Raw genomic sequence first — 25,336 nt, forward strand, 5'->3', positions numbered from 1 at the left:
CCGATGTCGCCGGGATCGCCCCAGCGGCCGGCGGGGATGCCTTCCTGGATTTGGCGGTTGCGGGCCGATATTGACGATGCCCGCTTCACGCCGCTCCAGGAAGGGATGGCCCGCCGCCGAGGCCGGTTCGGTCTGGTCGGGCAGCTTGAGGCTGCCACCGGCCGGCACCGCGCCGCCGATCACGAACCGCTCATTATGGCTGTAGTTGAGGACGACCTTACCCTCGACGAACATGCCACCCACCAGATGGCGGTCGCGCAGGCTCTCATTGTCCACGCACTCCATCATGTCTGGGTGCGTCGCGTGATAGGTCTTCTCGAACATGCTGCTTCCTCGTCCTTGATCCCGGCATAGCATTAGACACCGGTGTCATTTCTGTGCTTGTATCAATTGTTGGCGGGCGGCGCAACCGATCCGCGGCGGATCAGCGTGGAACTGAACATGGACGGCTCCTTGACATCCCCTGCCTCACCGATGGCAGTGCCGATCAGTTTCAACGCAGCGGCGCGTCCCATCGCCACGATCGGCCAGCGAACCGTACTCAGCGGCGGCCAGACGCGGGTCGTGACAGGCGTGTCATCGAAACCGATGATCGACAATTCCTCCGGCACGGCGATGCCCCGCAGGCGCGCCGCATATAAAACGCCGGCCGCCATTTCGTCATTGCTGGCGAATATCGCCGTAGGACGGGGCGTCAGGTCGAACAGACTTTCCGAAGCGGACAGGCCCGATTCGAACGTGTATTGCCCATCCGCCACAAGGCTACGCGGCAGGCTGATGCCCGCCTCGGCCAAAGCCAGCTCGAAGCCTTCGCGTCGTTCCTGCGCGGAACGGAACCCGTGCGGCCCGGCGATCAAGCCGATGTGCCGATGCCCTTGGGCAATGAGATACCGCACGGCATCGGCCACCGCCTCCCGATCATTGGAAGCGACCATATGTTCGGCATCGTCCAGCATGGCCGACCCCATGCGGACATAGCGGCAACCCTGCTCGTCCAACATCCGTGCCAGCGCATCATTTTCAGACATGGGCGGCAGGACCACGACACCGAACAGGCGCTGACGTGTCACGAAGCCCCGAATATCGTCCATGACATGGTTCGACCCGCGCTCGACGGGGCGGATCACCAGTTCGAACTCCGTCCCATGCAACGCTTCCAATATGCCGCGCTGCATCGACAACACCATTTGCGCATTGGGATTGTCGTAGATAAGCCCGATCAGGAAATTGCGTCCCAGCGCCAGCGCCCGCGCCTGAGGGTTGGGCACATAACCCGTCTCCCGGATGATCGCCTCCACCTTGTCGCGCGTTTCTCCGTTGAGCAGCGGTGACCGGTTGATCACCCGACTGACGGTTTTCTTGGATACACCGGACATACGCGCGATGTCGTTGATCGTCAGTTTGGGGGTCGACCCCTCATCCTGCTTCTGCTTGGCCATGCCGCCTTATAGCCCAGTTGACGGCCAGCGCCAGCGGCGTTGCAGGCTATGGCTTGTCAATGACACCGGTTTCCTATACCTCTAGCTGCTATGTTCAAGGAAAGGATTATTGCGTGAGCGCAAGCAGCAGCATGGCCGATGCCATCGCGAAAGGCTTTCTGTCGGCACGCAGGGCAGCACAGGGCCTTGCGGATTATCCCGGTACGGTGCCTGACACGCTGACAGAAGCCTATGCCATCCAGGATGCGGCGCTGGCCCGCGTGGAAGACAGGGTGGCCGGTTGGAAGGTCGGACGCATCCTGCCCCCGCTTTCCGGCCAATATGGCAGCGATCGCCTCGCCGGCCCGATCTTGGCCCGCACGGTCGCGGCGATCGAATCCCATTCCCGCGGATTGGTCTTCGCCGACGGCTTCGGCGCGATCGAAGCCGAATTTCTCTTCCGGATCGGCAAGACACCGCCAGCGGGAATTACACACTTCACGCTGGAGGAGGCAGCCGATCATGTCGATGCTGTGCATATCGGCGTCGAGATTGCCAGTTCACCCTTCGTCGGCATCAACGCGATGGGACCGGCGGTGACGGTGTCCGACTTCGGCAATAACAATGGCCTGCTGATCGGTCCGGCGGTGCCGGACTGGACCAGCGGCGCCTATGCGGAGCAAAGTGTGACGACCCGCATCGACGGTACGGAGGTCGGCACCGGTGCCGCATCAGCCTTCTCACACGGCGCCTTGGGGTCTGTCCGCTTCCTCCTCGAAAATCTTGCCTCGCGGGGAATTGCCATCCAGTCGGGCTGGTGGGTATCGACAGGCGCTGTCACCGGTGTACATCCGGTGCGGCCGGGGCAGGAAGTGGAGATGGATTTCGGGCCGCTCGGCACCCTCCATTGCCGGATCGACGCGCAAGAGCCGCGATAAGCGGCCGATTTCAGAAACGGAGCAGGATGATGAAGGAAGTTGCTAAGCAGGCGCCGCAGGTCGGGCGCTATCGCTGGGTGATAGTCGGCCTGCTGTTCGCGGCTACCGCGATCAACTATGTCGACCGGCAGATGATCGGCGTGCTGAAACCGACGCTGGCCCAGGAAATGGCCTGGTCGGAAACCGATTATGCCAATATCGTCTTCTGGTTCCAGGCCGCCTATGCGGTCGGCTATCTGGGCTTTGGCCGCATCGTCGACGTGATTGGCGCGCGAATGGGCTATGCCGTGGCGGTCGTGATCTGGACGATCGCGCATATGGCGCATGGCGGTGTCCATGGCGTGACCCAGTTCGCAATGGCCCGCTTCGGGCTCGGCGTCGGTGAATCCGGCAATTTCCCCGCAGGCATCAAGGCCGTTGCCGAATGGTTCCCGCAGAAGGAGCGCGCCTTCGCCATCGGCCTGTTCAACGCCGGTGCCAATGTCGGCGCGATCGTGACGCCGCTTCTCGTCCCCTGGTTGACGGTGGCTTATGGCTGGCGCGTCGCTTTCTATGCCACAGGCATTTTCGGCATCGTCTGGCTGATCGCCTGGCTCGCCATCTATCGCCGGCCGGAGGAACATCCCAAGGTTTCGGCCGACGAACTCGCCTATATCCAACAGGATCCCGCCGACCCGGTGCAGAAGATCGGGTGGGGCCGCATCGCCACGGTAAAGGAAACCTGGGCCTATGCGATCGGCAAGTTCTGCATCGACCCGATCTGGTGGTTTTTCCTCTTCTGGCTGCCCGGCTATCTCGGGACCCGCTACGGTCTCGACCTGGTCAGCTTCGGGCCACCGCTGGTGGCGATCTACCTCCTCTCGGACGGTGGCAGCATCTTCGGCGGGTGGCTGTCGAGCCGACTCATGAAAGCCGGGAAGAGCGTCAACGCCGCGCGCAAGTTGACGATGCTGATCTGCGCCTTCGCGGTGGTGCCGATCTTCTTCGCGCAGGAAATCGACAATCTGTGGCTCGCCGTGCTCGTGATCGGCATAGCCACCGCTGCGCATCAGGCCTTTTCGGCCAATCTCTATACCCTCCCCTCGGACATCTTCCCGCGGGGCGCTGTGGGTTCGGTGGTCGGCATCGGCGGCACGATGGGCGCGGTCGGCGGCATGGCGATGGCCAAATATGCCGGCTATATCCTTGATGGTATTGGCAGTTACACGCCGCTCTTCGCAGTAGCTGGAAGCGCCTATTTCATTGCGCTGGCGGCAGTTCACCTGCTTTCCCCCCGGCTGGAACGCGTTACCGTCTGACAAGGCGGAGGCCGCTTCCTCCTTATCTGGCAGATGCAAAAAGGCGGCCTCCCCAAGGTGCCGCCTTTTGCATTGGCACACCGGCGGGCCTCGCCTCCGGTAAAGTTTCCGACATGACACTTTACCGGAGGGCAAAGTGTCACAGCCGACAAAAGTGCGACTCGGCCAAAAAAGCGGATTCACAAGGAGTCCGCACTGTGCTTGATTCACCTTATGTTTCATGGCTCCGTCCCCTCTCGCATTGCTGGCGGCAGCGATATTTCGCTGCTTCTCGACCAGTTGTCGCATTGCTGCTCACGGCCCCGTTACGCGTTCATGTTGCTGACGCTGATTGCCGATGTCGCCCGCCCCGACGGCAGCGCCGGTCCGTCCGTGCGGGTGGGTGACGCCCTCATCCCGTTGCGCGACTGGCTGTGCGACGCGCTGACGCCGATGGGCCATCGCGACCCGCGCCGCATGGCGCTGGTGGAGCGGGTGCGGGAGGAACTGCGTAAAGCCGGGAAACTGTCCGGCGACATGGCAGCGGATGACGCGCAGGTGCAGGATGATGTGCGGGCGCGGGTACGGGCATCGGGCAAGACCAATCTCAGCCGCGCGGCCTCTGAACTGGTGAAGGCGGGCCTGCTCAAGCGCCATTATCAGGGCTTCCGCGTCGATCATCTCAATCGCGGGGCGCAGCGCCAGGCTGTCTATACGCTGACCGGGCGTGCCCGGGCGCTGGTCGGCGCACCGCCTGCCGCGCAACGGCCCGCGGCGCCCCGGCCGCGCCAGGGAGACCTGTTCGCCTCCTAAGCCCGTTCGCGCGCTGCCTGCCGCGCCCTGGCGTAGCTCTCCCGCCGCATCTTTTCGAAGCCGGCGCGCTGGTCGAAACCGACATCCTGCGGATAGTCCCGAAAATCCGCCAGTATCTCTTCGAACACTGTTGCCAGTTCGTCGCGAAATTCGGGATGCGGGAAGATGTGGAAGCGGTTTTCCCGCATCGCCTCCAGCGTCCGCGCGGCGATGACGTCCGGTTCCATGCCGAACTGGTGCAGTTGGGCCAGCCGCTCGACCGCTGCCCCGTCCACGGGCTTGGCATCGGCGCTGAGGCCCGTCGGGCGGACTTCGTCGCTGGCGTAGATATGGCTCTTAACCAGACCTGGGCAAAGTACCGAAACGCCGATGCCGTGCGGCGCCAGGCTGTAGCGCAGGGATTCGCTCATGCCACGCACCGCGAATTTTGTGGTGTTGTAGATGCCTGGCGCACCGCCGCACAGGAAACTCGCCATCGATGCGGTGTTGACGATATGGCCGCCAAGCCCCGCCTCTTTCATGCGCGGCGCAAAGGTCATGATACCATTGATGACGCCGTGCAGATTGGCCCCCATGACCCAGTCCCAATCATCATAGCTGGACTCGTCGATGGTCTGGAACAGGTTGATACCGGCATTGTTGAACAGCAGGCTGACCGGTCCCAGCGCCGCTTCCGCCCGGTCGGCCGCCTGCGCGAAGCCGGCGCGGGACGCGACGTCGACATGGACAGCTGTGACCGCCTGATTGTCGAGCGTCTTGAGCGCGGCGGCCAGCGCATCCTCGCGAATGTCGGCGATCGCGACCTTGCACCCTTGCGCCAGCAGGGCGCGCGCAAGGCCCAGGCCGATCCCGTTCGCGCCGCCGGTCACAAAGGCTGTGCGGCCTGCAAATTCCAGCATCCCATTCTCCTTCGTCGCATCTTTATAACGAGCGTGCATTTTTCTCTCGCCATATTCGTATAGTTCACTTACAAATTCGCCAAGCCGAAATTTCACCCCTGTGAACAAAGGGGGAAGTGGAGAGGAGATGGTCATGGCCCTGGCGCCCGCGCCTATTGCGACCGACAATCCGTGGAACGAGGATGAGACGACATCCCCGGATCCAGCCCGACCGGGATTGCAACCCTATTCGATGACTGCCGCCTATTGGGCGCTGTTCGTCATCATCCTTGCCACGTTCATCACCTTCTTCGAGCAGGTCGTCTTCGCCATGCTGGCGGAGCGGATCAAGGCGGATTTCGGACTGTCGGATTCGCAGCTTGGCTTCCTGGCCGGTCCGGCCAGCATCATCTGCTATCTGTTCGTCGGCATCCCGCTGGCGCGCCTGGCGGACATCTTTCCGCGCAAATATGTTCTGGCAGGCGGGTGCGCAGCGCTGGGCGTCATCACATCGCTCGGCGGCATCGCCCAGACCTTCGGCCAGTTCGTCGGAACCCGGGTCTTCCTGGCGGCGGGGGGATCGGCCCATGCACCTTCCTCCTACTCTCTCCTGGCCGACGCCTTTCCGCCCCGCATCCTCACCCGCGCCTTTGCGCTGCTGCAATTCGGCTTCATTGGCGGCACGACGCTGGGGCCGGCAATCGGCGGGCTTCTGATCGCGACGGCGGCGGGGTGGGCGCCAACCGAGCACGGGGGCCTGACCATATTGGGCTGGCAATGGCTGATGATCTGGCTGGGGCTGCCGGCCCTGCTGGTCGCGCTGCTGTTCCTGACGATCAGGGAGCCACCGCGCCAAACGCCCCCGATCGGAAGCATCACGCCGCCGGCTGACGCATCGCTGGGCCGCCGCATCCTGACCTTCACCGGGCTGGACGCCGCCCGGGCGATCCATGCCAAGCGTCGTGTTTATTATCCGCTGTTCGCAGGCCTCGCGCTGAGCGCGATCGAGGTGTTCGGCCTGCAATTCTGGCGCGTTCCCTTCATGATCCGCACTTATGGCTGGAACGAGGCACAAATCGGCGCTGTCATGGGGAGCTTGACGCTGCTCGCCTCTCTGACCGGGTTGCTGCTGGGCGGCATCTTCGTCGAATGGCTGGCCAAGCGTCATGCCGATGCCAATGTGCGCGCCGCCGCGATCTTCTTCGGCTGTGTGACGATATGCGCCATCCTCGCCCCGCTGATGCCCAATGGCTATGCCTCGCTGGGCGTCGCCAGCTTCGGCGCGATGTTCGGCATTGCCGGCGCAGTGCCGCAGAACGCGGCGATCCAGCGCGTCGCCCCCAACGCCATGCGCGGCCAGGTGACGGCCATCTACCTGTTCATGTTCACCTTTTTCGGGGCGATGGGCAGCTTCTTGGTCGGGCTGGTGCAGGATTATGTCATCGGCGACCCCAGCCAACTGTGGAAGTCGCTGGTTCTGACGGCCGGCGTGCTTCTGCCGATCGCCACCCTCTGCATGGTCCGCGCCATCCGCCCCTATCGTGAGGAAGTGGAGCGGCTGGCCGCCGAAGTCGCGTAATTCGTAAGTATTACATACAATAATAGGAGAGAATATCATGTCCGACGCCGACCGCATCGCCCGCCTGGAACAGTCGGTCGCTGACCTCGCGACTCGTCTGCAACGGCGCGAGGATGAGCTGGATGTGCGAAAGCTCCAGCATCTCTACGGCTATCTGATCGACAAATGCCTCTATAACGAAACAGTCGATCTGTTTACCGACGACGGCGAAGTCCGCTTTTTCGGGGGCGTCTGGCGCGGCAAGGCGGGCATCCGCCGTCTCTATGTCGAGCGCTTCCAGGCGCGCTTCACCCATGGCACCAACGGACCGATCGACGGCTTCCTGCTCGACCATCCGCAGTTGCAGGACATTGTCGATATCGATCCTGATGGCATCACCGCCCATGCCCGCGCGCGGTCGATGATGCAGGCGGGGCGGCACAAGGATTATGCCGATCCTACCAACCCGATGCTCGGCGCGCGCCAGTGGTGGGAAGGCGGCATCTACGAAAATACCTACAAGAAGGTGGACGGCATCTGGCGCATCGAGATATTGAACTACATGCCGCAATGGCACGCCGATTTCGACAAGGGCTGGGCGAACACGCCTGCCGAATATGTGCCCTTCCCCAAGATCACTTGGCCCGAAGACCCGACCGGCCCCGATGCGCTGATCGAAGATCATTGGTTGTGGCCGACGCACAAAATGGTGCCGTTCCACATGGTCCATCCGGTAACGGGAAAGGAAATCGTCGCCGAACGTTGGCAGGGCGATATCGACCGCGAACGCGCGGCGCGCGAAGCCGTGAGCGCCTGACCCCATGGCCTATCCCGACCTTTATCTTATGATCGATGGCCAGCGGCTGTCGGGCGGCGGGCGACGCACCCATAAGGTCGTCAACCCCGCCACCGGCGAGGCGATCGCCGACCTGCCGCTGGCCGATGCGGCGGATCTGGATGCGGCGCTGGCGGCGGCGCAGCGCGGCTTCCACCGTTGGCGCGATTCAACGCCCTATGAGCGGGCGGCCGTGCTGCAAGGCGCGGCCCGGCTGATGGTCGAGCGGCAGGAGGAACTGGCCCGCATCGCCACGCTGGAACAGGGCAAGACGCTGGCCGAAGCGCGCATCGAAGTGATGATGAATGTCGGCCTGTTCAATTTCTACGCGGGCGAAGTCTTCCGCCTCTACGGCCGGGCGCTGGTGCGTCCGGCCGGGCAGCGATCGACCGTGACGAAGGAGCCGGTCGGCCCGGTCGCAGCCTTTGCGCCCTGGAATTTCCCGCTCGGCAATCCCGGCCGCAAGCTGGGCGCGCCGATCGCGGCGGGATGTTCGGTCATATTGAAGGCGGCGGAGGAAACCCCAGCATCCGCGCTGGGGGTTCTCCAATGCCTGCTCGACGCGGGCCTTCCCCGCGGCGTCGCGCAGGCGGTGTTCGGCGTGCCCGACGAGGTGTCGCGCCACCTGCTCGGCTCGCCCATCATCCGCAAGATGAGCTTTACCGGCTCCACCGTCGTCGGCAAGCATCTGGCGAAGCTGGCGGCGGAGGATTGCAAGCGCACGACCATGGAACTGGGCGGCCATGGCCCGGTGCTGGTCTTCGCCGATGCCGACATCGAGCGGGCGCTCGATACGGTGGTGGCGGGCAAATATCGAAATGCCGGGCAGGTATGCGTGTCGCCCACCCGCTTCATCGTGGAAACGGGCGTGCATGATCGCTTTCTTGCGGGCTTTGTCGAGCGGGCGAAGAAGGTAACGGTCGGCGACGGATCGGACGCTGCCAGCATCATGGGACCGATGGCGAATGCGCGGCGGCTGGACGCGATGGACCGGCTGATCGGCGACGCGGTGGCCAAGGGCGCCAAGCTGGAGACGGGTGGCGAACGGATCGGCAATGCGGGCTATTTCTTTGCCCCCACCGTGCTATCGTGCACGCCGCTGAACGCCGCCATCATGAACGACGAGCCGTTCGGTCCCGTCGCGCTCATCAACGCCTATGCTGATGAATCCGCGATGATCGCGGAGGCCAATCGCCTGCCCTATGGCCTGGCCGCTTATGCCTGGACCAGTGACGCCGCACGGCAACGCCGCATCGCGCGGGCAGTCGAGGCCGGGATGGTCGGCATCAACACAGCGATGATCGGCGGGTCGGATTCACCGTTCGGCGGGGTCAAATGGTCGGGCCACGGCGCGGAGGACGGCCCGGAAGGGATCGACGCCTGCCTCGTCACCAAAGCCATCCATGAAGGATAAGCGATGCGCCATGAACTCAAGACCGGCGGCGACCGCGGCTATCTGCGCATTGCCACTGAAGAAGCCTTCGCCACGCGCGAGCAGATCGACGCCTATCTCCGCATGGTGCGCGATGGAACCGCCGACCGGGGCATGGTGTCGCTCTGGGGCTTCTATGCCCAGTCGCCGTCCGAGCGCGCCACCCAGATAATTGACCGGCTGCTCGACCTGGGCGGCCGCCGGCTGGCGGACATGGATGCGACCGGCATCGACGTGGCGATCCTGTCGTTGACTTCGCCGGGGGTGCAGCCGCTACTCGACACGGATGAGGCCAAGGCGATGGTGGCCCGCGCCAACGATCATCTCGCCGATCGCTGCGCCGCCCATCCCACCCGCTTCGTCGGCATGACGTCGATCGCGCCGCAAGACCCGGACTGGTCCGCCGCCGAAATCCGGCGCGGCGCGGGCGAACTCGGCTTCAAGGGAGTGATGGTCAACAGCCACACCCAAGGCGAATATCTGGACGATGCCAAGTTCGACCCGATTTTCCGCGCCCTCGCCGATACCGGCCAGCCGCTTTACATCCACCCGTCCACCCCGCCCGACGCGATGATCGGGCCGATGCTGGACGCGGGGCTGGACGGCGCGATCTTCGGCTTTGGCGTCGAGACGGGGATGCACCTGTTGCGGCTCATCACCATTGGCATTTTTGATCGCTATCCCGACTTGCAGATCGTCGTCGGCCATATGGGCGAAGCCTTGCCCTATTGGCTCTATCGCCTTGACTATATGCACCAGGCGGGCGTGCGGTCGCAGCGCTATGAGCGGATGAAGCCGCTCAAGAAAAGCATCCACGATTATATGCGGTCGAATGTCTGCGTGACCACCAGCGGCATGGCATGGGCACCGGCGATCCAATTCGCGCAGCAGGTGCTGGGCGAGGACCGGGTCATGTATGCGATGGACTATCCCTATGAATATGTGGCGGACGAGGTGCGGACCCACGATCTGCTGGACATTACCGACGAAGCCAAGCGCAAGCTGATGCAGGCCAATGCCGAGCGTGTGTTCAACCTGTGACCGCAGCGCCCCCTTCGCGCGCCACGGCCTATTATGCACTGGCGCTGGTGGCCGGAACCAACCTGGTCAGCCTGCTCGACCGCAACATCCTGGCCATCCTGGCCCCCGCGATCAAGGCGGACCTCAAGATCGGCGACGCGGAAATGGGGTTGCTCTACGGCACCGTCTTCGCGCTCTTCTACGCGCTGTTTTCGCTGCCCTTGGGGCGGCTGGCGGACGGTTGGATACGCACGAAGCTGCTGGCGATCACCATCGGCTTCTGGTCGCTCGCCACCGGGGGCGCAGCCTTGGCCACCGGCTTCTTCACCCTGATGCTCTCACGCCTGTGCGTCGGCATCGGCGAGGCGGCGTCGCAGCCTGCAGGCACCAGCCTTACCTACGATTATTTCCCCCGCGAGAAGCGCGGCATGGTGATGGCGGTGATGGCCGCGGCGATCGCCATTGGGCTGGGCGGGTCGCTCATCATCGGCGGTATGGCGGCGCAATGGTGGGACGCGCGCTATCCCGCGGGCGCCGCGCCGCTAAGTCTGAAAGGCTGGCAATTCGCATTTGCTGTGGCCGCGACGCCTGGCTTCCTCATTGCCGCCCTGATGAGCCGCCTGCCCGAACCGCAGCGCGGCGCAATGGACGGCATTCCGACCGCCCACGATCCCCATCCCTTCCGCGCCAGCTTGGACGTGCTGGGCGCGGTGACGCCCGGGTTTCACTGGCTCAGCCTGGCGCGAATGCGGGCGACGACGCGGGACTGGGCGCTGAACATCGGCCTGCTGGCGCTGATTATCGTCGCGATGCTGCTGGCGATCGGCTGGGCCGAAGCCTTCTCGCCCCGTCCGCCTCTGCTTCTTGGCAGCGTGTCGATCAGCCCCCATGTCGTGCAATGGAGCGTGATCGGCTTTGGCGCCTTCGTCATTGCCAACCTGCTGCAAAATCTCAAAGGCCGCGATCCGGTCGCCTTCGCGCTCATCACCCGCAATCCCTCGCTGCTGCTCTGCATCGCGGCGGGCGCGCTCCAGAGCGTCATCAATTATGGAGTGATGGGCTTTACCCCGTCCTTCCTGATGAATAGCTACGGCCTCTCGCCTGCCGACACCGGTCTGCAATTCGGGCTGCTGTCCGCCGCGCTCGGCGTCGTCGGGCCTCTGATCGCCGGGCCATTGTCCGACCGGATCGGCGCGAACCGCCTGTCGCGCCGCGTTTGGGTGGCGCTGTTCGCCATGGGGCTGTCGCCCTGCCTGGCGCTCTGGGTCTATCGGGCGCCCGAAGCCGGCGACTTCTACCTGCGCTTCACCCTCTACAGCCTGGTGCTGACCATGTGGATGCCGCCGCTCTATGCCGTCCTGTTCGAACAGGTGCTGCCACGGATGCGCGGGCTGACGGTCAGCCTCTACATCGTCGTTTCGACCATATTCGGCCTCGGCATCGGTCCCTATGCGGTGGGCATGATAAGCGATGCGCGGGGCGGCGACCTCGGCGGGGCGATCCTGTCGATCAATTGGGTCGCGCCGCCCCTGATACTGCTGTTGCTGGTGCTGCTGCTGCTGCGCGTCGAGCGGGACCATGAAAGGCTGCTCCCCCGCGCGCGAACGGCGGGGGAGGCCGTCTGACCGTCAGGACGACAGGCCGATCTGCTCCGCTGTCGCCCAATTGCCGTGCAGCCCGAAGCGCAAGCGGATCGGCACTCGCACCTCCGCAATCGGTCCCTTGGCGATGTCCAGCGCATCGAACAGCAGCAGGTCGCTGCGATGCTCCTCAAGCCGGTTGCAAAGCTGGACGATCCAGCCATCGCCTTCCGGCGCGTCCGCGCTGCGCGCAATGAAGCAGGGCTCCTGCAAAGAGGAAACCGGCCCGCACCACCATTTCTGCTCCTCGCCGGTCCGATGGTCGATCAGGCCCAGCGTGTTCATCAACATCCCGGACGGACTGCCGCCCTTCAATTCCACCGGCTTGGTCGGATCGATCACCAGCATCCAGCCATAGCGATAGGGCAGGCCGGTATAGCGATCGTCGATGCGGGGAAACTCGCCCATCATGTCGGTCAGTCGCCGTACCGCCGCAAAATCCTCCCCGTTGGACGCCATGTCGATCGTCCAGCGCGTCAGGAAGCTCGCTGCCTCCTGGGGATTGAACGGAGCGCCATGGATGTCCGGGAAGAAGGGGAACATGTTGTTCTTCGCCTCGGGCGTGTCGAAATGGATTTTCGTCCCCTCCTGAAAGGCGTTCATGACATGGCTGGCGAAGCAATTGTCGCGCTTGAACCAGCGTATGTCGCTCGCCGTCGCATCGGCCCGACGCGGCAGCACGCCAAGGTAGACCGGCAGCGTCGTGTCGAAGCCGAAATGCGGCAACCCCTGCTCCAGCCGGTCCCAACTGGATGTGCTCGGCACGACATGGAACAGCGCATAATCCGGCGTGATCGCAAAGTCGTGCATCATCGCATAATAGGGCAGTTCGAACCATAGCTCACGCTTGAGCGTCCCGTCGGGAGCGACCTCATAATAGGTCATGTCGCGCGTCAGCAGCCCCTTGGCCGCATAGCCGAAAGCGATCATGTCGCCGGTTGCGGGATCGATCTTGGGGTGGGCGGTAAAGGTCTGGCCGGTCATCTTGCCGTCAAAACGGGTATAGCCGTCGGTTTCCAGCGTTACCGGGTCCAGCACCAGTGCCGGGCTGTCCTCCTTCAGCGCATAAAGCCGCCCGCCATGGACGAACGCTGTGGTATTGGCAGTGCCACGTATCCTGCCGCTGACCGACTCGTCGTCAGTCAGCGGATTGCGATAGGCGCCGAACAGCGCGCGCCCCGCCTCATGTTCCAGCCTCCACTTGTCGGTCTTCGCCCAGCGCTGGCGCAGATCCACCTTGCCATCCCGGAAACGAAACATGGAAATCATCCCGTCGCCATTGAAGGCGATGTCGTCGCCGAGCAGGGGCGGAAACTGCGGATCGGGCTGCACCCGGTAGAAAGCGCCGTCCAGTTCGCGCGGCACCGCGCCTTCCACGTCCAGGTCGGCAACGTCGCCCTCAATCCGCGACGGCGTGTTGAAACCCGTGAAGGACGGTGTGTCCGGAAAATGCGCCACGGCTGATCCTCTCCCTGCTTCTTGGTCAGAGATATTGTATGTTACACTGACAACTTTTCAAGCCGCAGGATTGACGCGAAACTATTTAGTCCGCACACTGTTACAATGAATACCATGGACGCTATGGAGCCGCTCGGCCTCTTTCCCGATCCTCGTCTCAGCGGCATTGACGGACTTGTCGGTTTCCACATCCGGCTGGCGAGCGCGGCCGTCTACCAGCATTTCACCGATACGTTCAGCGACCTGGGCCTGACGCAGAAGCAGGTGGCCGTACTCTGGCTGATCGAGGACCAACCCGGTATCGCGCAGGCCGATATCGGCCGCCGCCTGAAGATGGACAGGGCCAGTGTCATGGCGATCGTCAACCGGATGCAGGACCGTGGCTTCGTTCAGCGGGGCGCGTCGACGCAGGACCGCCGCCGCCAGACGCTCAGCCTCACTGACGCCGGGCACGCCTCGCTGGAACAGGCGCGTGCCTGCATCGCCGAGCACGAGAAATGGCTGAAGGCGCGATTCACGCCAGCGGAAACGGCAATGCTGGTCGAACTATTGCGTCGCGTCTACGTCTGATACTTCCGTCGAACCGAGCAAGTGGTTCGATCCTGTTACTTCCACTACTACCAACGGAAATACCGATATTATTTGCCCTCTCCCAATATCGGCAAATATTTCCATTATCATGGCTGCAGGGGCATTCGGCCTCTTGCATCGATAAAAATTGTATGCCTTACTAACAATATCACGGAAGGCGTTCACGGCGGATCACGTCTGGTCAGGGCGGATCTGAAGCCGGTCTAGGAGAGGGGATTTCCCATGCAACACGATCTTCGTGCAATGATGGCGCGCGCCCTGTTGGCGTCCGCTTCGATAGCTGCGATCACCACCCCGGCGAGTGCGCTAGCGCAGTCCCAGCCGCTCCCGCCCGCGCCGCAGGCGGCCGAACAGGACACACTGCCCGCGGGCACCGTCGCCGACATCGTCGTCACCGCGCAGTTCCGCGCGCAGCGGTTGCAGGACACCCCGATCTCGATCACCGCAGTCAACGCGGCGGAGCTGGAGGCGAAGAGCCAGACCAACCTGGCGCAGATGGCCGATGCAGCGCCCAACGTCTCCTTGAAACCGCAAGGCGCCTCCTTCGGCCCGTCGATCACCGCGTCCATCCGGGGCGTGGGGCAAAACGACTTCAACCCCGCCTATGAACCGGGCGTCGGCATCTATATCGACGACGTCTATTATCCGCAGTTGACCGGCGCGGTGTTCGAACTGCTCGACCTCGACCGGGTCGAAATATTGCGTGGCCCGCAGGGTACGCTTGCCGGCCGCAATGCCGAAGGCGGCGCGATCAAGCTCTATTCCAAGCGGCCATCGGGCGATGGCGGCGGCTTCGTCGAGGTGAATTACGGCATCCGCAATCGCATCGGTATTCGCGCGGCCGCCGATTTCGGAATCACCGACACGCTCGCCGTGCGAATCTCGGGGGTCGCCAAGCAGCAGGACGGTTTCGTTGACCGCATCGACTATGGCTGCGCCAATCCGGGCAACGGTATCGCCTCGACCCAGCCCGCCGGCGATTGCACGATCAGCAAGCTGGGCGGCGTCGGCTATCAGGCCATCCGCGGCATCCTGTTCTGGGAGCCGAGCGACAAGCTCGATGTCACGATCATCGGCGACTATACGCGCGACGAACATACGATTGCAGGCGAAGTGCTGCTGGAAACCAGCCCGGTCAATTCGCCCAACACCAACGCAGCGCCGGGCGTCCCCTATGACAATCGCTTCATCTGCGGCCGCTATTGCAACTATATCGGCACCGGCCAGCCCGCCGGCACCTGGACTCCGCCGATCCCGGTCGACCCCTTCGGCGCGGCCGGCACGCCGCTCGCCGCCACTCAGGGGACCGATCGCAGTCTCTACAAGGGCTGGGGCGTGTCCGGACAGATCAACTATGCCCTGTCCGACGCTTTCCAGCTGAGTTCGATTACCGGCTACCGGAGTTTCAACACCCAGTTCGATTCGGACGACGACATCTCGCCCGCCAATATCGGCTTCGGCCGCAACTATCTGGAAAACTGGAGCTTCAGCCAGGAAGTCCGGCTGAACGCGGAACTGGGTGAAGCGCTTAACGGCACGGTCGGCGCCTATTATTTCAAGCAGAAGTCGACCTATGATTCGCTCCAGGACATCCGCTATGTCCCGGTCTATCCGCTGCAATTCCGCCAGCCCGACCCGACCGATGCCGACGCGAAGGCGGTGTTTGCCCACATCTCGTGGAAACCCATCGACCGGCTGACCCTGAGCGGGGGGGTGCGCTACACGAGCGAGAGCAAGGATCAGACCTATTATCGCCTGAATTATGACGGCACGGTCAATCATTTCCTCGACCCGGTCGGCGCAACCTATGGCCTCGGCTATTCCGGCGCGGACACGCTCGACTATAATGGCAATGGCAACATCACCGAAACGGTCACTGCGCTGTCGGGCCTCACTGCCCATTACAGCGCCAAGCGCTGGGACTATCGCGTCGCGGCCGATTATCGCCTGACCGACAGCCTGATGGTCTACGGGTCTGTGTCGACCGGCTTCAAGGGCGGCGGCAGCAACCCGCGCCCCTTCAACAGCAGCCAGGTCATCGCCTTCCGCCCGGAAAAGCTGACCGCCTATGAAATCGGCTTCAAGAGCGACTTCTTCAATCGCCGCGTCCGTTTCAATGCTGCGGCCTTCATCAACGACTATGTCGACATCCAGATTCCGGTGCTGACCTGCCCCGGCGCGCCTTGCGCCGCACGCCTCAATGCTGGTGACGCACGGGTCAAGGGGTTCGAGGCGGAACTGTCCGCCTATCCGGTCGATGGCCTCGCGATCGACGCCTCGATAAGCTATCTCGACTTCAAGTATAAAGGCGACAGCCTCAATCCCGCCGCCGCCTATCCCACCAATCCGGGCGGTGTGTCCCCCGACGATCCGCCAGTGTCGCCGCCATGGAAGTTCAGCCTGGGCGCGCAATACAAGATCGACCTGGACAAGGCCGGCAGCCTGACACCGCGCTTCGATGTCACCTATGAAGACAAGAAGTTCGGCGGCGGGTCGGTGGTGAACGGCGCCCGTATCCTCAATTTCGTTCCCGCTTACACTCTCGCCAATGCGCGGCTGACCTGGGCCAATGCGGACGAGGATCTCGACGTCTCGCTCGAAGTCACCAACCTGTTCGACAAATATTATTTCCTCTCCGTCTTCGACCTGCGTGGTGCGGGCGCGGGTGTCCGCAAAGGCCGCCCCGGCAATCCGCGCGAATGGGCGGTGACGGTGAAAAAGAAATTCTGACTTCCCGGCCGGGCGGCGCCTCGTCGCCCGGTTCGCTTCATGGAGATGCACCAGGCATGACCGACGTCACGCTTTATCATTGGGAACCCAATGCCAATTCGGGGAAGCCGATGCTGGCCCTGTTCGAGAAAGGCGTCGCCTTCGACAGCCATTATCTCGACCTGCTCAACTTCGACCAGCACAGGCCCGCCTATCTGGCGGTCAACCCGCTCGGCACCATTCCCGCCATGACGCATGGGGTCAAGGTTCTGACCGAATCCACCGCCATCATGGAATATGTGGACGAGGCGTTCGACGGCCCAAGCCTGATGCCGGCCGATCCGGTCGACCGGTGGCGCGCGCGCTGGTGGATGAAGTTCCTCGACCAGTGGCTGGCGCCCAGCTTCTCGATGATCGGATGGAGCGTGTTCGTCGGCCCTTCCGTGCGGCAGAAAGACGCGGCCGAACTGGAAGCCGCAATCGACCGCATACCCATGCCCGAACGGCGCACCGCCTGGCGCAAGGCGATCAACGGCGCCTTCTCGCCAGAGGAAATGGCGGAATCGCAGCGCCGCGTCGCCCTCGGCATCGGCTATCTGGAAAATGCCTTGGGACAGCGCCCATGGCTTGCGTCGGACAGCTACAGTCTGGCCGACATCAACGGCTTCAACCTCGCTTATGCCATGCCCCTGTCGCAGCCGCAGCTCTGCAACGACCAGCTCACGCCCAACATCATGCGCTGGCTGCGCGCCATTTACGCGCGGCCGGCGACCCGCGCCTGCTGGGCGCTCGGCCGCACTGATCTCGCCCGCCGCATTTCCTTGCTCGAAAGCGAACCTGCATGACCGGCATCCTCTATCATGGCCAGCCCAACGGCCCGAGCTTCACTGTCCTCGCCGCCGCTTTCGAGAAAGGCGTCGACCTGGACCTCCACCCTATCGACCTTCGTGCGGGTGAACGACACTCCACCGCCCTCCCCCATCCCCTCGAAGTGGACCAGTCGATCGAGGGCGAAGGCCCGGTGCTGGTCGTGGGCGACGTCGCCATGACCGACAGCGTATTCCTCGCCTGTTATCTGGACGAGGCAGGAGACGGCCCGCCCATCCGGCCCATCGATCCCTACGCTCGATGGCAGATGATGGCTTGGTGCCGCTATGTGATCGAACGGGTCGCCCCGGCCGCCGCCGCGCTGGGCAATGCTGCCGCGCCCCCGCACGCGGTCCCTGTCGGGATCGCCAGCGCGGATCTCGCCGAGCGCTGGCAGGACGCCGTCGAAGGCAGGGCAAGTGACACGCAATTGGCCGACAGCCGGGCCAAGATCGTCCAGGCGGTCGAAAAGATCGAAGCGCAACTGGCCGACGGACGCGACTGGCTGATAGGGGATTTTTCCATAGCCGACCTTGAAAGCTTCGCCTGGCTCGCCGGAATGCGCCCTCTCGTCCCCGAAGCCTTCGCCTCCGCTCCGCTGACCGACGCCTGGGAAATGCGCCTGCGCGCGCGCGCCTCCGTGCGGCAGGCGCGCGACCTCGCGACCGTCCCGAACCCCGAAGCCATCTGGGCGCCCGGCCCGGAGATCAACCGCTGGGGCTGATGCGATGCGCGCGATCGACTATTTCGACAGGGGCCATGATCGTGACCCCGAACGCCCCTGCCTGATCGACGCGGAAAGCGGCGAGACGCTGAGCTTCGCCCAGGTCGGGGCGCTGACCCGGCGGATCGCCGTCGCCCTCCATGCAGCGGGTTTCCGCGATCAGCAGCCGATCGCACTCTATGGCCCCAACAGCGCAATCATGATGGTCGCCCTGCTCGCGATCTGGCGCGCCAATGGCCAGTGGGTGCCGGTCAATACCCGCAACGCGATCGACGCCAATGCAGCCTATCTCGACTATGTCAGCTGCGGCTGGCTCTTCTATCACAGCAGCCAGACGAAGGATGTGGCCGCGCTCAAGGCGCGGGTGCCCAGCCTCTCCCGTTTCGTCTGCCTCGACCGCGCGCAGGATGGCGATCCCTCGCTCGATCAGTTCATCGCGAACTGCGACGTTGACAGCTTGCCCGACTTTTCCGATCCGTTCGGCAAGCCCGACGATATCGTCGGCCTCTTCCCCACCGGCGGCACCACCGGTCCGTCCAAGGGGGTGGTCGTCACCAATCTGGGCTGGGGCACGATGGTCGAGACGCTGGCGGCGGCGGTGGATGGCAGGACCGACACGCCAGTCTCACTCGTTGTCGCACCGATCACCCATGCCGCAGGGCCAGTGGCGCTGGCGACGCTGTCTCTGGGCGCCGCGCAGGTTATTCTGCCGGGCTTCGATGCGGCCGCCGTTCTGGACGCGATCGAACGCCATGGCATCACCCATGTCTATATGCCCCCGACTGCGCTCTACAGCCTGCTCGACGCGCCGGAACTGCCGGACAGCGATACCAGGTCGTTGAAAATATTCCTCCTCGTAGGCTCTCCCGTTTCCCCGGAGAAACTGCGCCGCGCGGTTCAGTTCTTCGGTCCCTGCCTCTGCCAGGCCTATGGTCAGGTCGAATCGCCAATGATCGTGACCTGGCTTTCGCCTGAGGATGTCGCCGCGGCAGCGGCCGGCGACCGGCCCGAACGACTCGCAAGTTGCGGCCGGCCGACCCGTCCCGTGACGGTCGCCATCATGGACGAGGACGGCAACCTCCTGCCCGATGGCGAGACGGGCGAACTGGTGGTCCGCGGCGTCCTCGTCTCGCGCGAATATTATGAGATGCCGCAGGCCACAGCCGAAATCCGCACCCATGGCTGGCATCATACCGGCGACATCGCTCGGTGCGACGCGGACGGCTATCTCTACATCGTCGACCGCAAGAAGGACATGGTCGTGTCCGGCGGATTCAACGTCTTCACCGCGGAGGTGGAAGCCGCCCTTACCGAACTGCCACAGGTGCGCGAATGTGCGGTCATCGGCATCCCCCATGAAAAATGGGGGGAGGCAGTTCACGCCATTGTCGTCGCCGACAATATCGGGGAGACAGAGATTATCGCCCATGCAAAGGCCCGGCTGGGCGGGGTGAAGGCGCCCAAGAGCGTCGCCTTCGTCCCGTCGATTCCCCGGACCGCCGCCGGAAAGATGGACAAGAAAGCCCTTCGCGCCGCGTGGTGGACCGGCGCGCGGATGGTCAATTAGGTGACGGATGCAAACATCTGCACCGCATAAGGAGAGGAAGAGGATGCGGGTCGCGATTGCGCTGCTGTTGGGAACGAGCCTGGCTTTGTCCGCCTGCGGGCAGGGCGCGAGCCAGACCGAAGCCGTGGGTTCGGGAACGGTGGACGCAGCACGCATTATCGCCGCCAGGCCGGCCGAATGGCTCTCGACCGGCCGCACCTATGACGAACAGCGATTCAGTCCGCTATCGGCGATCAATCAGGCTACAATCGGCCAGCTTGGCCTCGCCTGGTCGGCCGACATGGACACCAATCGCGGGCAGGAGGCGACACCGCTCTTCATCGACGGCACCCTCTATGTTTCGACCGCCTGGAGCATTGTGAAGGCCTATGATGCGCGCAGCGGCAAATTGCTCTGGTCCTACGACCCCGAAGTGCCGCGCGAGACCCTGGTCAAGGCCTGTTGCGACGCGGTCAATCGCGGCGTCGCGGCATGGGGCGACAAATTGTTCGTTGGCACGCTCGACGGTCGACTGCTCGCCATCAATCGCAAGAGCGGCAAGCCGGTCTGGAGCGTCGTCACGCTGGACCAGACGAAAAACTATACCATCACCGGCGCGCCGCGGGTGGTGAACGGCCTGGTCGTTATCGGCAATGGCGGCGCGGAATTCGGCGCGCGCGGCTATGTCGCGGCCTATGACGCGGATAGCGGCAAGGAAAAGTGGAAATTCTACACCGTCCCGGCCCAGCCCGGCACCGAGAAGGAACCGGACTATCTCAAGAAAGCCGCCGCCACCTGGTATGGGGAATGGTGGAAACAGGGTGGCGGCGGCACCGTATGGGACGCCATGGCCTATGACCCTGAACTGGACCTGCTCTACATCGGCGTGGGCAATGGGTCACCCTGGAATCAGGCCTACCGATCGGAGGGCAAGGGCGACAATCTCTATCTGTCCTCGATCGTCGCGGTCCACGCGAAGACTGGCGAATATGCCTGGCATTACCAGACCACGCCCGGCGACAGCTGGGACTTCACCGCCACCCAGCACATCATGCTCGCCGACATGGAAATTGGCGGAGCCAAGCGCAAAGTGCTCATGCAGGCGCCGAAGAACGGCTTCTTCTATGTGCTGGACCGTACCAACGGAAAGCTCCTGTCGGCCAGGAATTTCGTGCCGGTCAACTGGGCGAGCGGCATCGACATGAAGACCGGCCGTCCGATCGAAAATCCGCAAGCCCGCTATTACAGGACCGGCAAGCCCTTCATCGGCTCCCCCGGCGCGACCGGCGCGCATAGCTGGCACCCGATGGCCTTCGATCCCAGGAGCCGGACCGTCTTCATTCCCGCCAACCTCGCCGCCTTCCCCTATATCCCGGAAAAGGGCTGGAGGGCCAACAAGCTGGGCTTCAATGTCGGCGTCGATATCGCGGCCGCCGCGATGCCGGCCGACAAGGCCGTGCGCGCGGCGGCGATGAACGCGACCACGGGCGCGCTCATCGCCTGGGATCCGGTCGCGCAGAAGGAAAAATGGCGCGTCTCCTACAAAGGGCCATGGAATGGGGGGCTGCTGGCGACCGGCGGCGACCTCGTCTTTCAGGGGACGGCGACTGGCGACTTCAACGCCTATGCGAGCGTGGACGGTCGCAAACTCTGGTCCTTCCCGGCACAGACCGGCATCGTTGCAGCGCCCATCAGCTATGAATTGGACGGGCAGCAATATGTGGCGGTGATGGCGGGTTGGGGCGGAGTCTGGGCGCTTGCGCCCGGCATCCTGTCCGACAAGAGCGGACCCAGCCGCAATATCAGCCGCCTGCTGGTTTTCAAGCTGGACGGGAAGGCCGCCCTGCCCCCCGCTCCGCCGCTGGCGAAGATGCCGCTCGACCCGCCGCCCTCCACCGCCAGCGCTGCGGAGATCGCAGCGGGCGGGGCGCGCTTCGGCCGCTATTGCAGCACTTGTCATGGCGATGCGGCAGTCGGGGGCAGCATCGTCCCCGACCTTCGCCACAGCGCCACTTTGAACGACGAGGCGACATGGCAGATGATCGTGCATGACGGCGCGCTCAAGGATAATGGCATGGTCAGCTTCGCCTCGATCTTCTCCGCCAAGGATATCGAGGATATTCGCGCCTATGTCATTCACCGAGCCAATGAGGACAAGACACTGGAAAGCACACCCAATGCCCGTTGATCCGAGCAAAGTCATCGCCATCGACGTCCATGTCCATGCCGAAGTGTCGTGCCATGATCCCGAAGACCCGGTGATGGCCAAATATTTCGACGCTGCCTCCGCTTACTTCAAGGCGGATCGCAAGCGGCCGACCATCCCCGAAACGATCGCTTATTACCGGCAGCAGAATATCGCCTTCTGCTTGTTCACCGTCGATTGCGAAAGCGGGATCGGGGCCAAGCGGATCAGCAATTATGAAGTGGCGGAACTGGCTGCGAACGACAGCGACATCGTTATCCCCTTCGCGTCGATCGACCCGCGCAAGGGCAAGTTCGGCGCGCGTGAAGCCCGCGATCTGGTCGAAAATTATGGCGTCAAGGGCTTCAAGTTCCACGGCATCATGCAGGATTGCCACCCGGCCGACCGGGTCGCCTATCCCATCTATGAAGTGATCGCCGAATATAAACTGCCCGCCATCTTCCACACCGGCCATTCGGGCATGGGCACCGGGATGCGCGGCGGCGGCGGGGTGCGGTTGAAATATGGTCAGCCCATATTGGTGGACGATGTCGCGGTCGACTTCCCCGACATGAAGATCATCCTCGCCCATCCCAGCTGGCCCTGGACCGACGAAAGCCTGTCGATGGCGCTGCACAAGGACAATGTCTTCATGGACCTGTCCGGCTGGTCGCCCAAATATTTTCCGAAACAGGTGATCCAGTATGCCAACACGCAGTTGAAGCACAAGATGCTCTTCGGTTCCGACTGGCCGCTGATCCGCCCGGAAAAATGGATCGACGCGGCCCGCGAAGCCGGCTTCCGCGAAGAGGTGCTGCCCCTCATCATGAAGGACAATGCGGTAACATTGCTGGGCCTGGGTTAGGGGATTATCAGCGCTGCTGCCCCCGCCCCGTCGCGGCCCAATAGATGCCGCCCATCAGATGGGCGAGATAGTTCGGATCGCGATACATCTCCACATCATGCCCCAATGTGGTCACGAACACCCGGCCTTTTTCATGATGATGATACCAGGCCACCGGATGATCCTTGCCCATCGGCCTGGAGACTTGCCCAGGCCAGATCTTCGTCGGATCATAGCTGCTCTCGTCGACCTTGAGCACCGGATTGATGCGGACATCATGAGGATTGGAAAGGACATAATATTCGTCGCTCCATATCCAGCGATCCGGCACGCCGAAGCTGGCGGGGAAGCCCCTGTCCGCCACCGTCACCACCCCGGTCTGCAACATCGGATGAATGACGAAGCTGCGACCAACCATCGTCTCGTACCACGTCCATTGGCCGGGGGGCGTGATTGCGGCGCGATGCACCACGATCGCATTGCCGCCCGCGCGCATATAGTCCTCGAACTTTCTGCGCTGCGCCGGATTCAATTCCTCCCCCGGCGTATTCAGGAACATCACCGCCGCATATTGACTGAGATCGCCGTCGAACACATCCGTCCGGTTGGCCCAGGTGAATTCGAATGCGTGCAACTTGGCGAGCCGCTCCAGGCTGTCGCGGGCCACCGGTATATATTCATAATGATATGTGTTGGGGATGGAGAGCACCAGCAGCCGGTACTGGCTCTGCGCAAGCGCAACGGGTGCAAAGATCAGCGCCAGCAACATCGCGAGCAGCCGAAGCCCATGATTCATATCCACCTCCCGTCGATGATGTCACCCGCGATCGCCCGGCCGGCGACCGCGGGTGCCCTGCTTATTTGCGCTGCGCCGCGCTGACGTCGCGCGCCGCGCGAAACTCGCTGTCGGCGGACCAGTTCGGCCAGCCATGACCATCGACGACCCGGCGCCCGACATTGTAAAGCAGGGTCATATCCCCCGCCCAGCTGCCCGTGTCCCAGCTATCGTCATATTGGTCGGCGGGCTGGTGGTAGCGATCGCGCGTGTAGATGTCGCCCAGTTCCTTGCCGCGCGCAGCGCCGCCATTGACCAGCTCACGTCCCGGATTGAAGGAAATCGCCGGCACTCCGCGCTTCGCCATCGGGAAATGGTCGGAGCGGTAGAAGCTGCCGGCCTCCGGTCGCGCGTCGGGCGTGTAATGCCGGCCCAGCTTCTCGCCCTCCTCGGTCAGCATGGTCAGCAGGTCCAGCCTGGCCGCACCGGAAATGCTGAAATTCGTCGTCTTCTCGACGCCGAACGGTCCGTCCATATTGACGACGCCCGCCGTCGTCGCGAGCGGCCGCAAAGGATTGTCGGCATAATATTCGGAGCCGAGTAGCCCCTTTTCCTCCGCCGTCACCGCCAGGAACAACACGCTGCGCTCGGGTTTCGTCCCCTTGGCATAGGCCCGCGCCAGTTCCAGCAGCGCGGCGGTGCCCGACGCATTGTCACGCGCGCCATTATAGATGGTATCGCCCTTCGCGTCCGGCGCACCGATGCCCAGATGGTCCCAATGCGCCGAATAGATCACCGTCTCATCGGGATATTTGCTGCCCCGCACCAGCCCCGCGACATTGTGAGAGGTGATGATCTCGGACTTCACCGCATAATCCGCGCTCATCGTCGCCTTGAGCGGAATCGGCTTGAAATCCTTTTTGCGGGCCGCCGCCTTGGCCGCCTCGAAATCGATCCCTGACGCGGCCAGAATCTTGGCCGCCAGATCCTTCTGAATCCAGCCTTCCATCTGGGTATGCGCGGCCTTGGGATCGGCGCGAACGATGTCGAACATGGTGTTGGTGTTGCTGTTCTTAACGGTCGCCCAGCCGTAGGAGGCCGGCTCGCTTTCATGCACCACCAGCACGCCGGCCGCACCCTGCCGCGCGGCTTCCTCATATTTGTAGGTCCAGCGGCCATAATAGGTCATCAGCTTGCCGCCGAAATCGCCCTCGCCCCCCTCGAAGTCCGGGTCATTGACCAGCACGACCATGATCTTGCCCTTCAGGTCCACGCCCTTGAAGTCGTCCCAGCCGCGTTCGGGCGCCTTGACGCCATAGCCGACGAAGACCAGCGGCAAGTCCGCGAATTTGACCGACGACTGGCCCGTCTCGGCCGCGCGCACCGCGATCTCACCGCCCTGCGCCAGAGGCTGCGTCGCGCCGCCGATCGTCATCGACAGTGCCGGGGTGCCCGTGATGTTCGACATGCGCAGCGGCACGTCCTGGAACCAGCCGTCCTTGTCGCCGGCCGGCGTCAGCCCCGCCGCCTTCATCTGCGCGGCGATATAGCCGATCGTCTTGGCCTCCGCCGGGGTCGCGGGGCCGCGCCCTTCAAATTCGTCGCTGGCCAGCGTCTTGATGTCGGTGACGATGCGCTGGACGTCGAACTGCGGCGCGGCGCCCGAAGCAGCCACCGCCATGGCGGAAGCGGATAACAGAGCGGCACCGGTCATGAACCGCAGAATCTTGAAACTTGGCGACATATTCCATCTCCGATAGGTCGGCATGGACGATGATCTGGCCGATCTTGCACGCCATGTCGATATATGTACGACCAATAAGCGACC

The 25,336-nt window shown here is 63.5% G+C and carries 20 protein-coding genes and 1 pseudogene; 15 read left to right on the forward strand and 6 right to left on the reverse strand.

The features are described from left to right. Positions 1-324 (reverse strand): annotated as a pseudogene (locus A7Q26_RS19330) (hypothetical protein); the annotation flags it as partial. A gap of 62 nt (positions 325-386) precedes the next feature. Next, positions 387-1,439, reverse strand: a complete 1,053-nt coding sequence (locus A7Q26_RS19335) for a LacI family DNA-binding transcriptional regulator (protein WP_066863107.1) — start codon at positions 1,437-1,439, stop codon at positions 387-389. A 131-nt stretch (positions 1,440-1,570) separates the two neighbouring features. Here A7Q26_RS19335 and A7Q26_RS19340 point away from each other — a divergent pair, with 131 nt between their 5' ends. The 3 genes from A7Q26_RS19340 (at position 1,571) to A7Q26_RS19350 (ending at position 4,446) form a co-directional block, all read left to right on the forward strand. Then, positions 1,571-2,356 (forward strand): 2-keto-4-pentenoate hydratase, encoded by a 786-nt coding sequence (locus A7Q26_RS19340; protein ID WP_066863110.1) that lies wholly within the window; start codon positions 1,571-1,573, stop codon positions 2,354-2,356. Between the two features lie 29 nt (positions 2,357-2,385). Beyond that, positions 2,386-3,654, forward strand: a complete 1,269-nt coding sequence (locus tag A7Q26_RS19345; protein WP_198162992.1) for an MFS transporter — start codon at positions 2,386-2,388, stop codon at positions 3,652-3,654. Between the two features lie 213 nt (positions 3,655-3,867). Then, entirely contained in the window at positions 3,868-4,446 is a 579-nt protein-coding gene (locus A7Q26_RS19350; protein ID WP_066863115.1) for a hypothetical protein, read from the forward strand. Here A7Q26_RS19350 and A7Q26_RS19355 read toward each other — a convergent pair. Next, on the reverse strand, positions 4,443-5,345 hold the full coding sequence (locus A7Q26_RS19355; protein WP_066863118.1) for an SDR family NAD(P)-dependent oxidoreductase: 903 nt from the start codon (positions 5,343-5,345) through the stop codon (positions 4,443-4,445). The genes A7Q26_RS19350 and A7Q26_RS19355 overlap by 4 nt on opposite strands. A gap of 133 nt (positions 5,346-5,478) precedes the next feature. On the opposite strand from A7Q26_RS19355, the gene A7Q26_RS19360 reads away from it, so the two are divergent. The 5 genes from A7Q26_RS19360 to A7Q26_RS19380 are packed head-to-tail and all read left to right on the forward strand — an operon-like array spanning position 5,479 to position 11,794. Then, on the forward strand, positions 5,479-6,903 hold the full coding sequence (locus A7Q26_RS19360; RefSeq protein ID WP_066863736.1) for an MFS transporter: 1,425 nt from the start codon (positions 5,479-5,481) through the stop codon (positions 6,901-6,903). A 37-nt stretch (positions 6,904-6,940) separates the two neighbouring features. After that, the gene (locus tag A7Q26_RS19365) at positions 6,941-7,699 is read left to right on the forward strand and encodes a nuclear transport factor 2 family protein (protein WP_066863120.1); all 759 of its coding nucleotides are present in this window, start codon (positions 6,941-6,943) and stop codon (positions 7,697-7,699) included. A gap of 4 nt (positions 7,700-7,703) precedes the next feature. Further along, complete coding sequence (locus tag A7Q26_RS19370; protein ID WP_066863123.1) at positions 7,704-9,131, forward strand: NAD-dependent succinate-semialdehyde dehydrogenase; 1,428 nt, start codon at positions 7,704-7,706, stop codon at positions 9,129-9,131. Positions 9,132-9,134: 3 nt separating this feature from the next. After that, on the forward strand, positions 9,135-10,190 hold the full coding sequence (locus A7Q26_RS19375) for an amidohydrolase family protein (RefSeq protein WP_066863126.1): 1,056 nt from the start codon (positions 9,135-9,137) through the stop codon (positions 10,188-10,190). Further along, a complete protein-coding gene (locus A7Q26_RS19380; RefSeq protein ID WP_066863129.1) occupies positions 10,187-11,794 on the forward strand; it encodes an MFS transporter in 1,608 nt (535 codons plus the stop codon). The genes A7Q26_RS19375 and A7Q26_RS19380 overlap by 4 nt, the downstream gene beginning before the upstream one ends. A gap of 3 nt (positions 11,795-11,797) precedes the next feature. Here A7Q26_RS19380 and A7Q26_RS19385 read toward each other — a convergent pair whose 3' ends face one another. Continuing rightward, complete coding sequence (locus A7Q26_RS19385; RefSeq protein ID WP_066863132.1) at positions 11,798-13,267, reverse strand: carotenoid oxygenase family protein; 1,470 nt, start codon at positions 13,265-13,267, stop codon at positions 11,798-11,800. A 114-nt stretch (positions 13,268-13,381) separates the two neighbouring features. Here A7Q26_RS19385 and A7Q26_RS19390 point away from each other — a divergent pair, with 114 nt between their 5' ends. From A7Q26_RS19390 to A7Q26_RS19420, 7 genes are all read left to right on the forward strand, one after another. Then, positions 13,382-13,837: a MarR family winged helix-turn-helix transcriptional regulator gene (locus A7Q26_RS19390; RefSeq protein ID WP_232313875.1), complete on the forward strand. Its 456-nt coding sequence runs from the start codon at positions 13,382-13,384 to the stop codon at positions 13,835-13,837. 243 nt (positions 13,838-14,080) lie between these two features. Next, the gene (locus A7Q26_RS19395) at positions 14,081-16,588 is read left to right on the forward strand and encodes a TonB-dependent receptor (RefSeq protein WP_232313876.1); all 2,508 of its coding nucleotides are present in this window, start codon (positions 14,081-14,083) and stop codon (positions 16,586-16,588) included. Positions 16,589-16,644: 56 nt separating this feature from the next. After that, positions 16,645-17,412 (forward strand): glutathione S-transferase family protein, encoded by a 768-nt coding sequence (locus A7Q26_RS19400; protein ID WP_066863138.1) that lies wholly within the window; start codon positions 16,645-16,647, stop codon positions 17,410-17,412. Beyond that, on the forward strand, positions 17,409-18,158 hold the full coding sequence (locus A7Q26_RS19405; RefSeq protein WP_066863141.1) for a glutathione S-transferase family protein: 750 nt from the start codon (positions 17,409-17,411) through the stop codon (positions 18,156-18,158). Before A7Q26_RS19400 ends, A7Q26_RS19405 begins: the two co-directional genes overlap by 4 nt. Positions 18,159-18,162: 4 nt before the next feature. Continuing rightward, positions 18,163-19,725: an AMP-binding protein gene (locus A7Q26_RS19410; protein ID WP_066863144.1), complete on the forward strand. Its 1,563-nt coding sequence runs from the start codon at positions 18,163-18,165 to the stop codon at positions 19,723-19,725. Between the two features lie 43 nt (positions 19,726-19,768). Continuing rightward, the gene (locus A7Q26_RS19415) at positions 19,769-21,892 is read left to right on the forward strand and encodes a PQQ-dependent dehydrogenase, methanol/ethanol family (protein WP_066863146.1); all 2,124 of its coding nucleotides are present in this window, start codon (positions 19,769-19,771) and stop codon (positions 21,890-21,892) included. After that, positions 21,882-22,754, forward strand: coding sequence for an amidohydrolase family protein (locus A7Q26_RS19420; protein ID WP_066863148.1), 873 nt, complete (start codon positions 21,882-21,884; stop codon positions 22,752-22,754). The genes A7Q26_RS19415 and A7Q26_RS19420 overlap by 11 nt, the downstream gene beginning before the upstream one ends. A 7-nt stretch (positions 22,755-22,761) precedes the next feature. On the opposite strand, the gene A7Q26_RS19425 is transcribed toward A7Q26_RS19420, so the two are convergent. Then, positions 22,762-23,502: a ThuA domain-containing protein gene (locus tag A7Q26_RS19425; RefSeq protein WP_443018174.1), complete on the reverse strand. Its 741-nt coding sequence runs from the start codon at positions 23,500-23,502 to the stop codon at positions 22,762-22,764. Between the two features lie 88 nt (positions 23,503-23,590). Next, complete coding sequence (locus A7Q26_RS19430) at positions 23,591-25,252, reverse strand: M28 family metallopeptidase (protein ID WP_066863154.1); 1,662 nt, start codon at positions 25,250-25,252, stop codon at positions 23,591-23,593. Positions 25,253-25,336: the final 84 nt, after the last annotated feature.

The organism is Sphingobium sp. TCM1 (assembly GCF_001650725.1).
GTDB lineage: Bacteria > Pseudomonadota > Alphaproteobacteria > Sphingomonadales > Sphingomonadaceae > Sphingobium.

Excerpts from the sequence above, each read along its gene's own strand:
- A7Q26_RS19405 (WP_066863141.1), top strand. The coding sequence starts at position 17,409 with ATGACCGGCATCCTCTATCATGGCCAGCCCAACGGCCCGAGCTTCACT.
- A7Q26_RS19415 (WP_066863146.1), top strand. The coding sequence starts at position 19,769 with ATGCGGGTCGCGATTGCGCTGCTGTTGGGAACGAGCCTGGCTTTGTCC.
- A7Q26_RS19390 (WP_232313875.1), top strand. The coding sequence starts at position 13,382 with ATGGACGCTATGGAGCCGCTCGGCCTCTTTCCCGATCCTCGTCTCAGC.
- A7Q26_RS19345 (WP_198162992.1), top strand. The coding sequence starts at position 2,386 with ATGAAGGAAGTTGCTAAGCAGGCGCCGCAGGTCGGGCGCTATCGCTGG.
- A7Q26_RS19340 (WP_066863110.1), top strand. The coding sequence starts at position 1,571 with ATGGCCGATGCCATCGCGAAAGGCTTTCTGTCGGCACGCAGGGCAGCA.
- A7Q26_RS19395 (WP_232313876.1), top strand. The coding sequence starts at position 14,081 with ATGCAACACGATCTTCGTGCAATGATGGCGCGCGCCCTGTTGGCGTCC.
- A7Q26_RS19430 (WP_066863154.1), bottom strand. The coding sequence starts at position 25,252 with ATGTCGCCAAGTTTCAAGATTCTGCGGTTCATGACCGGTGCCGCTCTG.
- A7Q26_RS19420 (WP_066863148.1), top strand. The coding sequence starts at position 21,882 with ATGCCCGTTGATCCGAGCAAAGTCATCGCCATCGACGTCCATGTCCAT.
- A7Q26_RS19355 (WP_066863118.1), bottom strand. The coding sequence starts at position 5,345 with ATGCTGGAATTTGCAGGCCGCACAGCCTTTGTGACCGGCGGCGCGAAC.
- A7Q26_RS19375 (WP_066863126.1), top strand. The coding sequence starts at position 9,135 with ATGCGCCATGAACTCAAGACCGGCGGCGACCGCGGCTATCTGCGCATT.
- A7Q26_RS19360 (WP_066863736.1), top strand. The coding sequence starts at position 5,479 with ATGGCCCTGGCGCCCGCGCCTATTGCGACCGACAATCCGTGGAACGAG.
- A7Q26_RS19425 (WP_443018174.1), bottom strand. The coding sequence starts at position 23,502 with ATGTTGCTGGCGCTGATCTTTGCACCCGTTGCGCTTGCGCAGAGCCAG.
- A7Q26_RS19410 (WP_066863144.1), top strand. The coding sequence starts at position 18,163 with ATGCGCGCGATCGACTATTTCGACAGGGGCCATGATCGTGACCCCGAA.
- A7Q26_RS19350 (WP_066863115.1), top strand. The coding sequence starts at position 3,868 with ATGTTTCATGGCTCCGTCCCCTCTCGCATTGCTGGCGGCAGCGATATT.
- A7Q26_RS19370 (WP_066863123.1), top strand. The coding sequence starts at position 7,704 with ATGGCCTATCCCGACCTTTATCTTATGATCGATGGCCAGCGGCTGTCG.
- A7Q26_RS19335 (WP_066863107.1), bottom strand. The coding sequence starts at position 1,439 with ATGGCCAAGCAGAAGCAGGATGAGGGGTCGACCCCCAAACTGACGATC.
- A7Q26_RS19365 (WP_066863120.1), top strand. The coding sequence starts at position 6,941 with ATGTCCGACGCCGACCGCATCGCCCGCCTGGAACAGTCGGTCGCTGAC.
- A7Q26_RS19400 (WP_066863138.1), top strand. The coding sequence starts at position 16,645 with ATGACCGACGTCACGCTTTATCATTGGGAACCCAATGCCAATTCGGGG.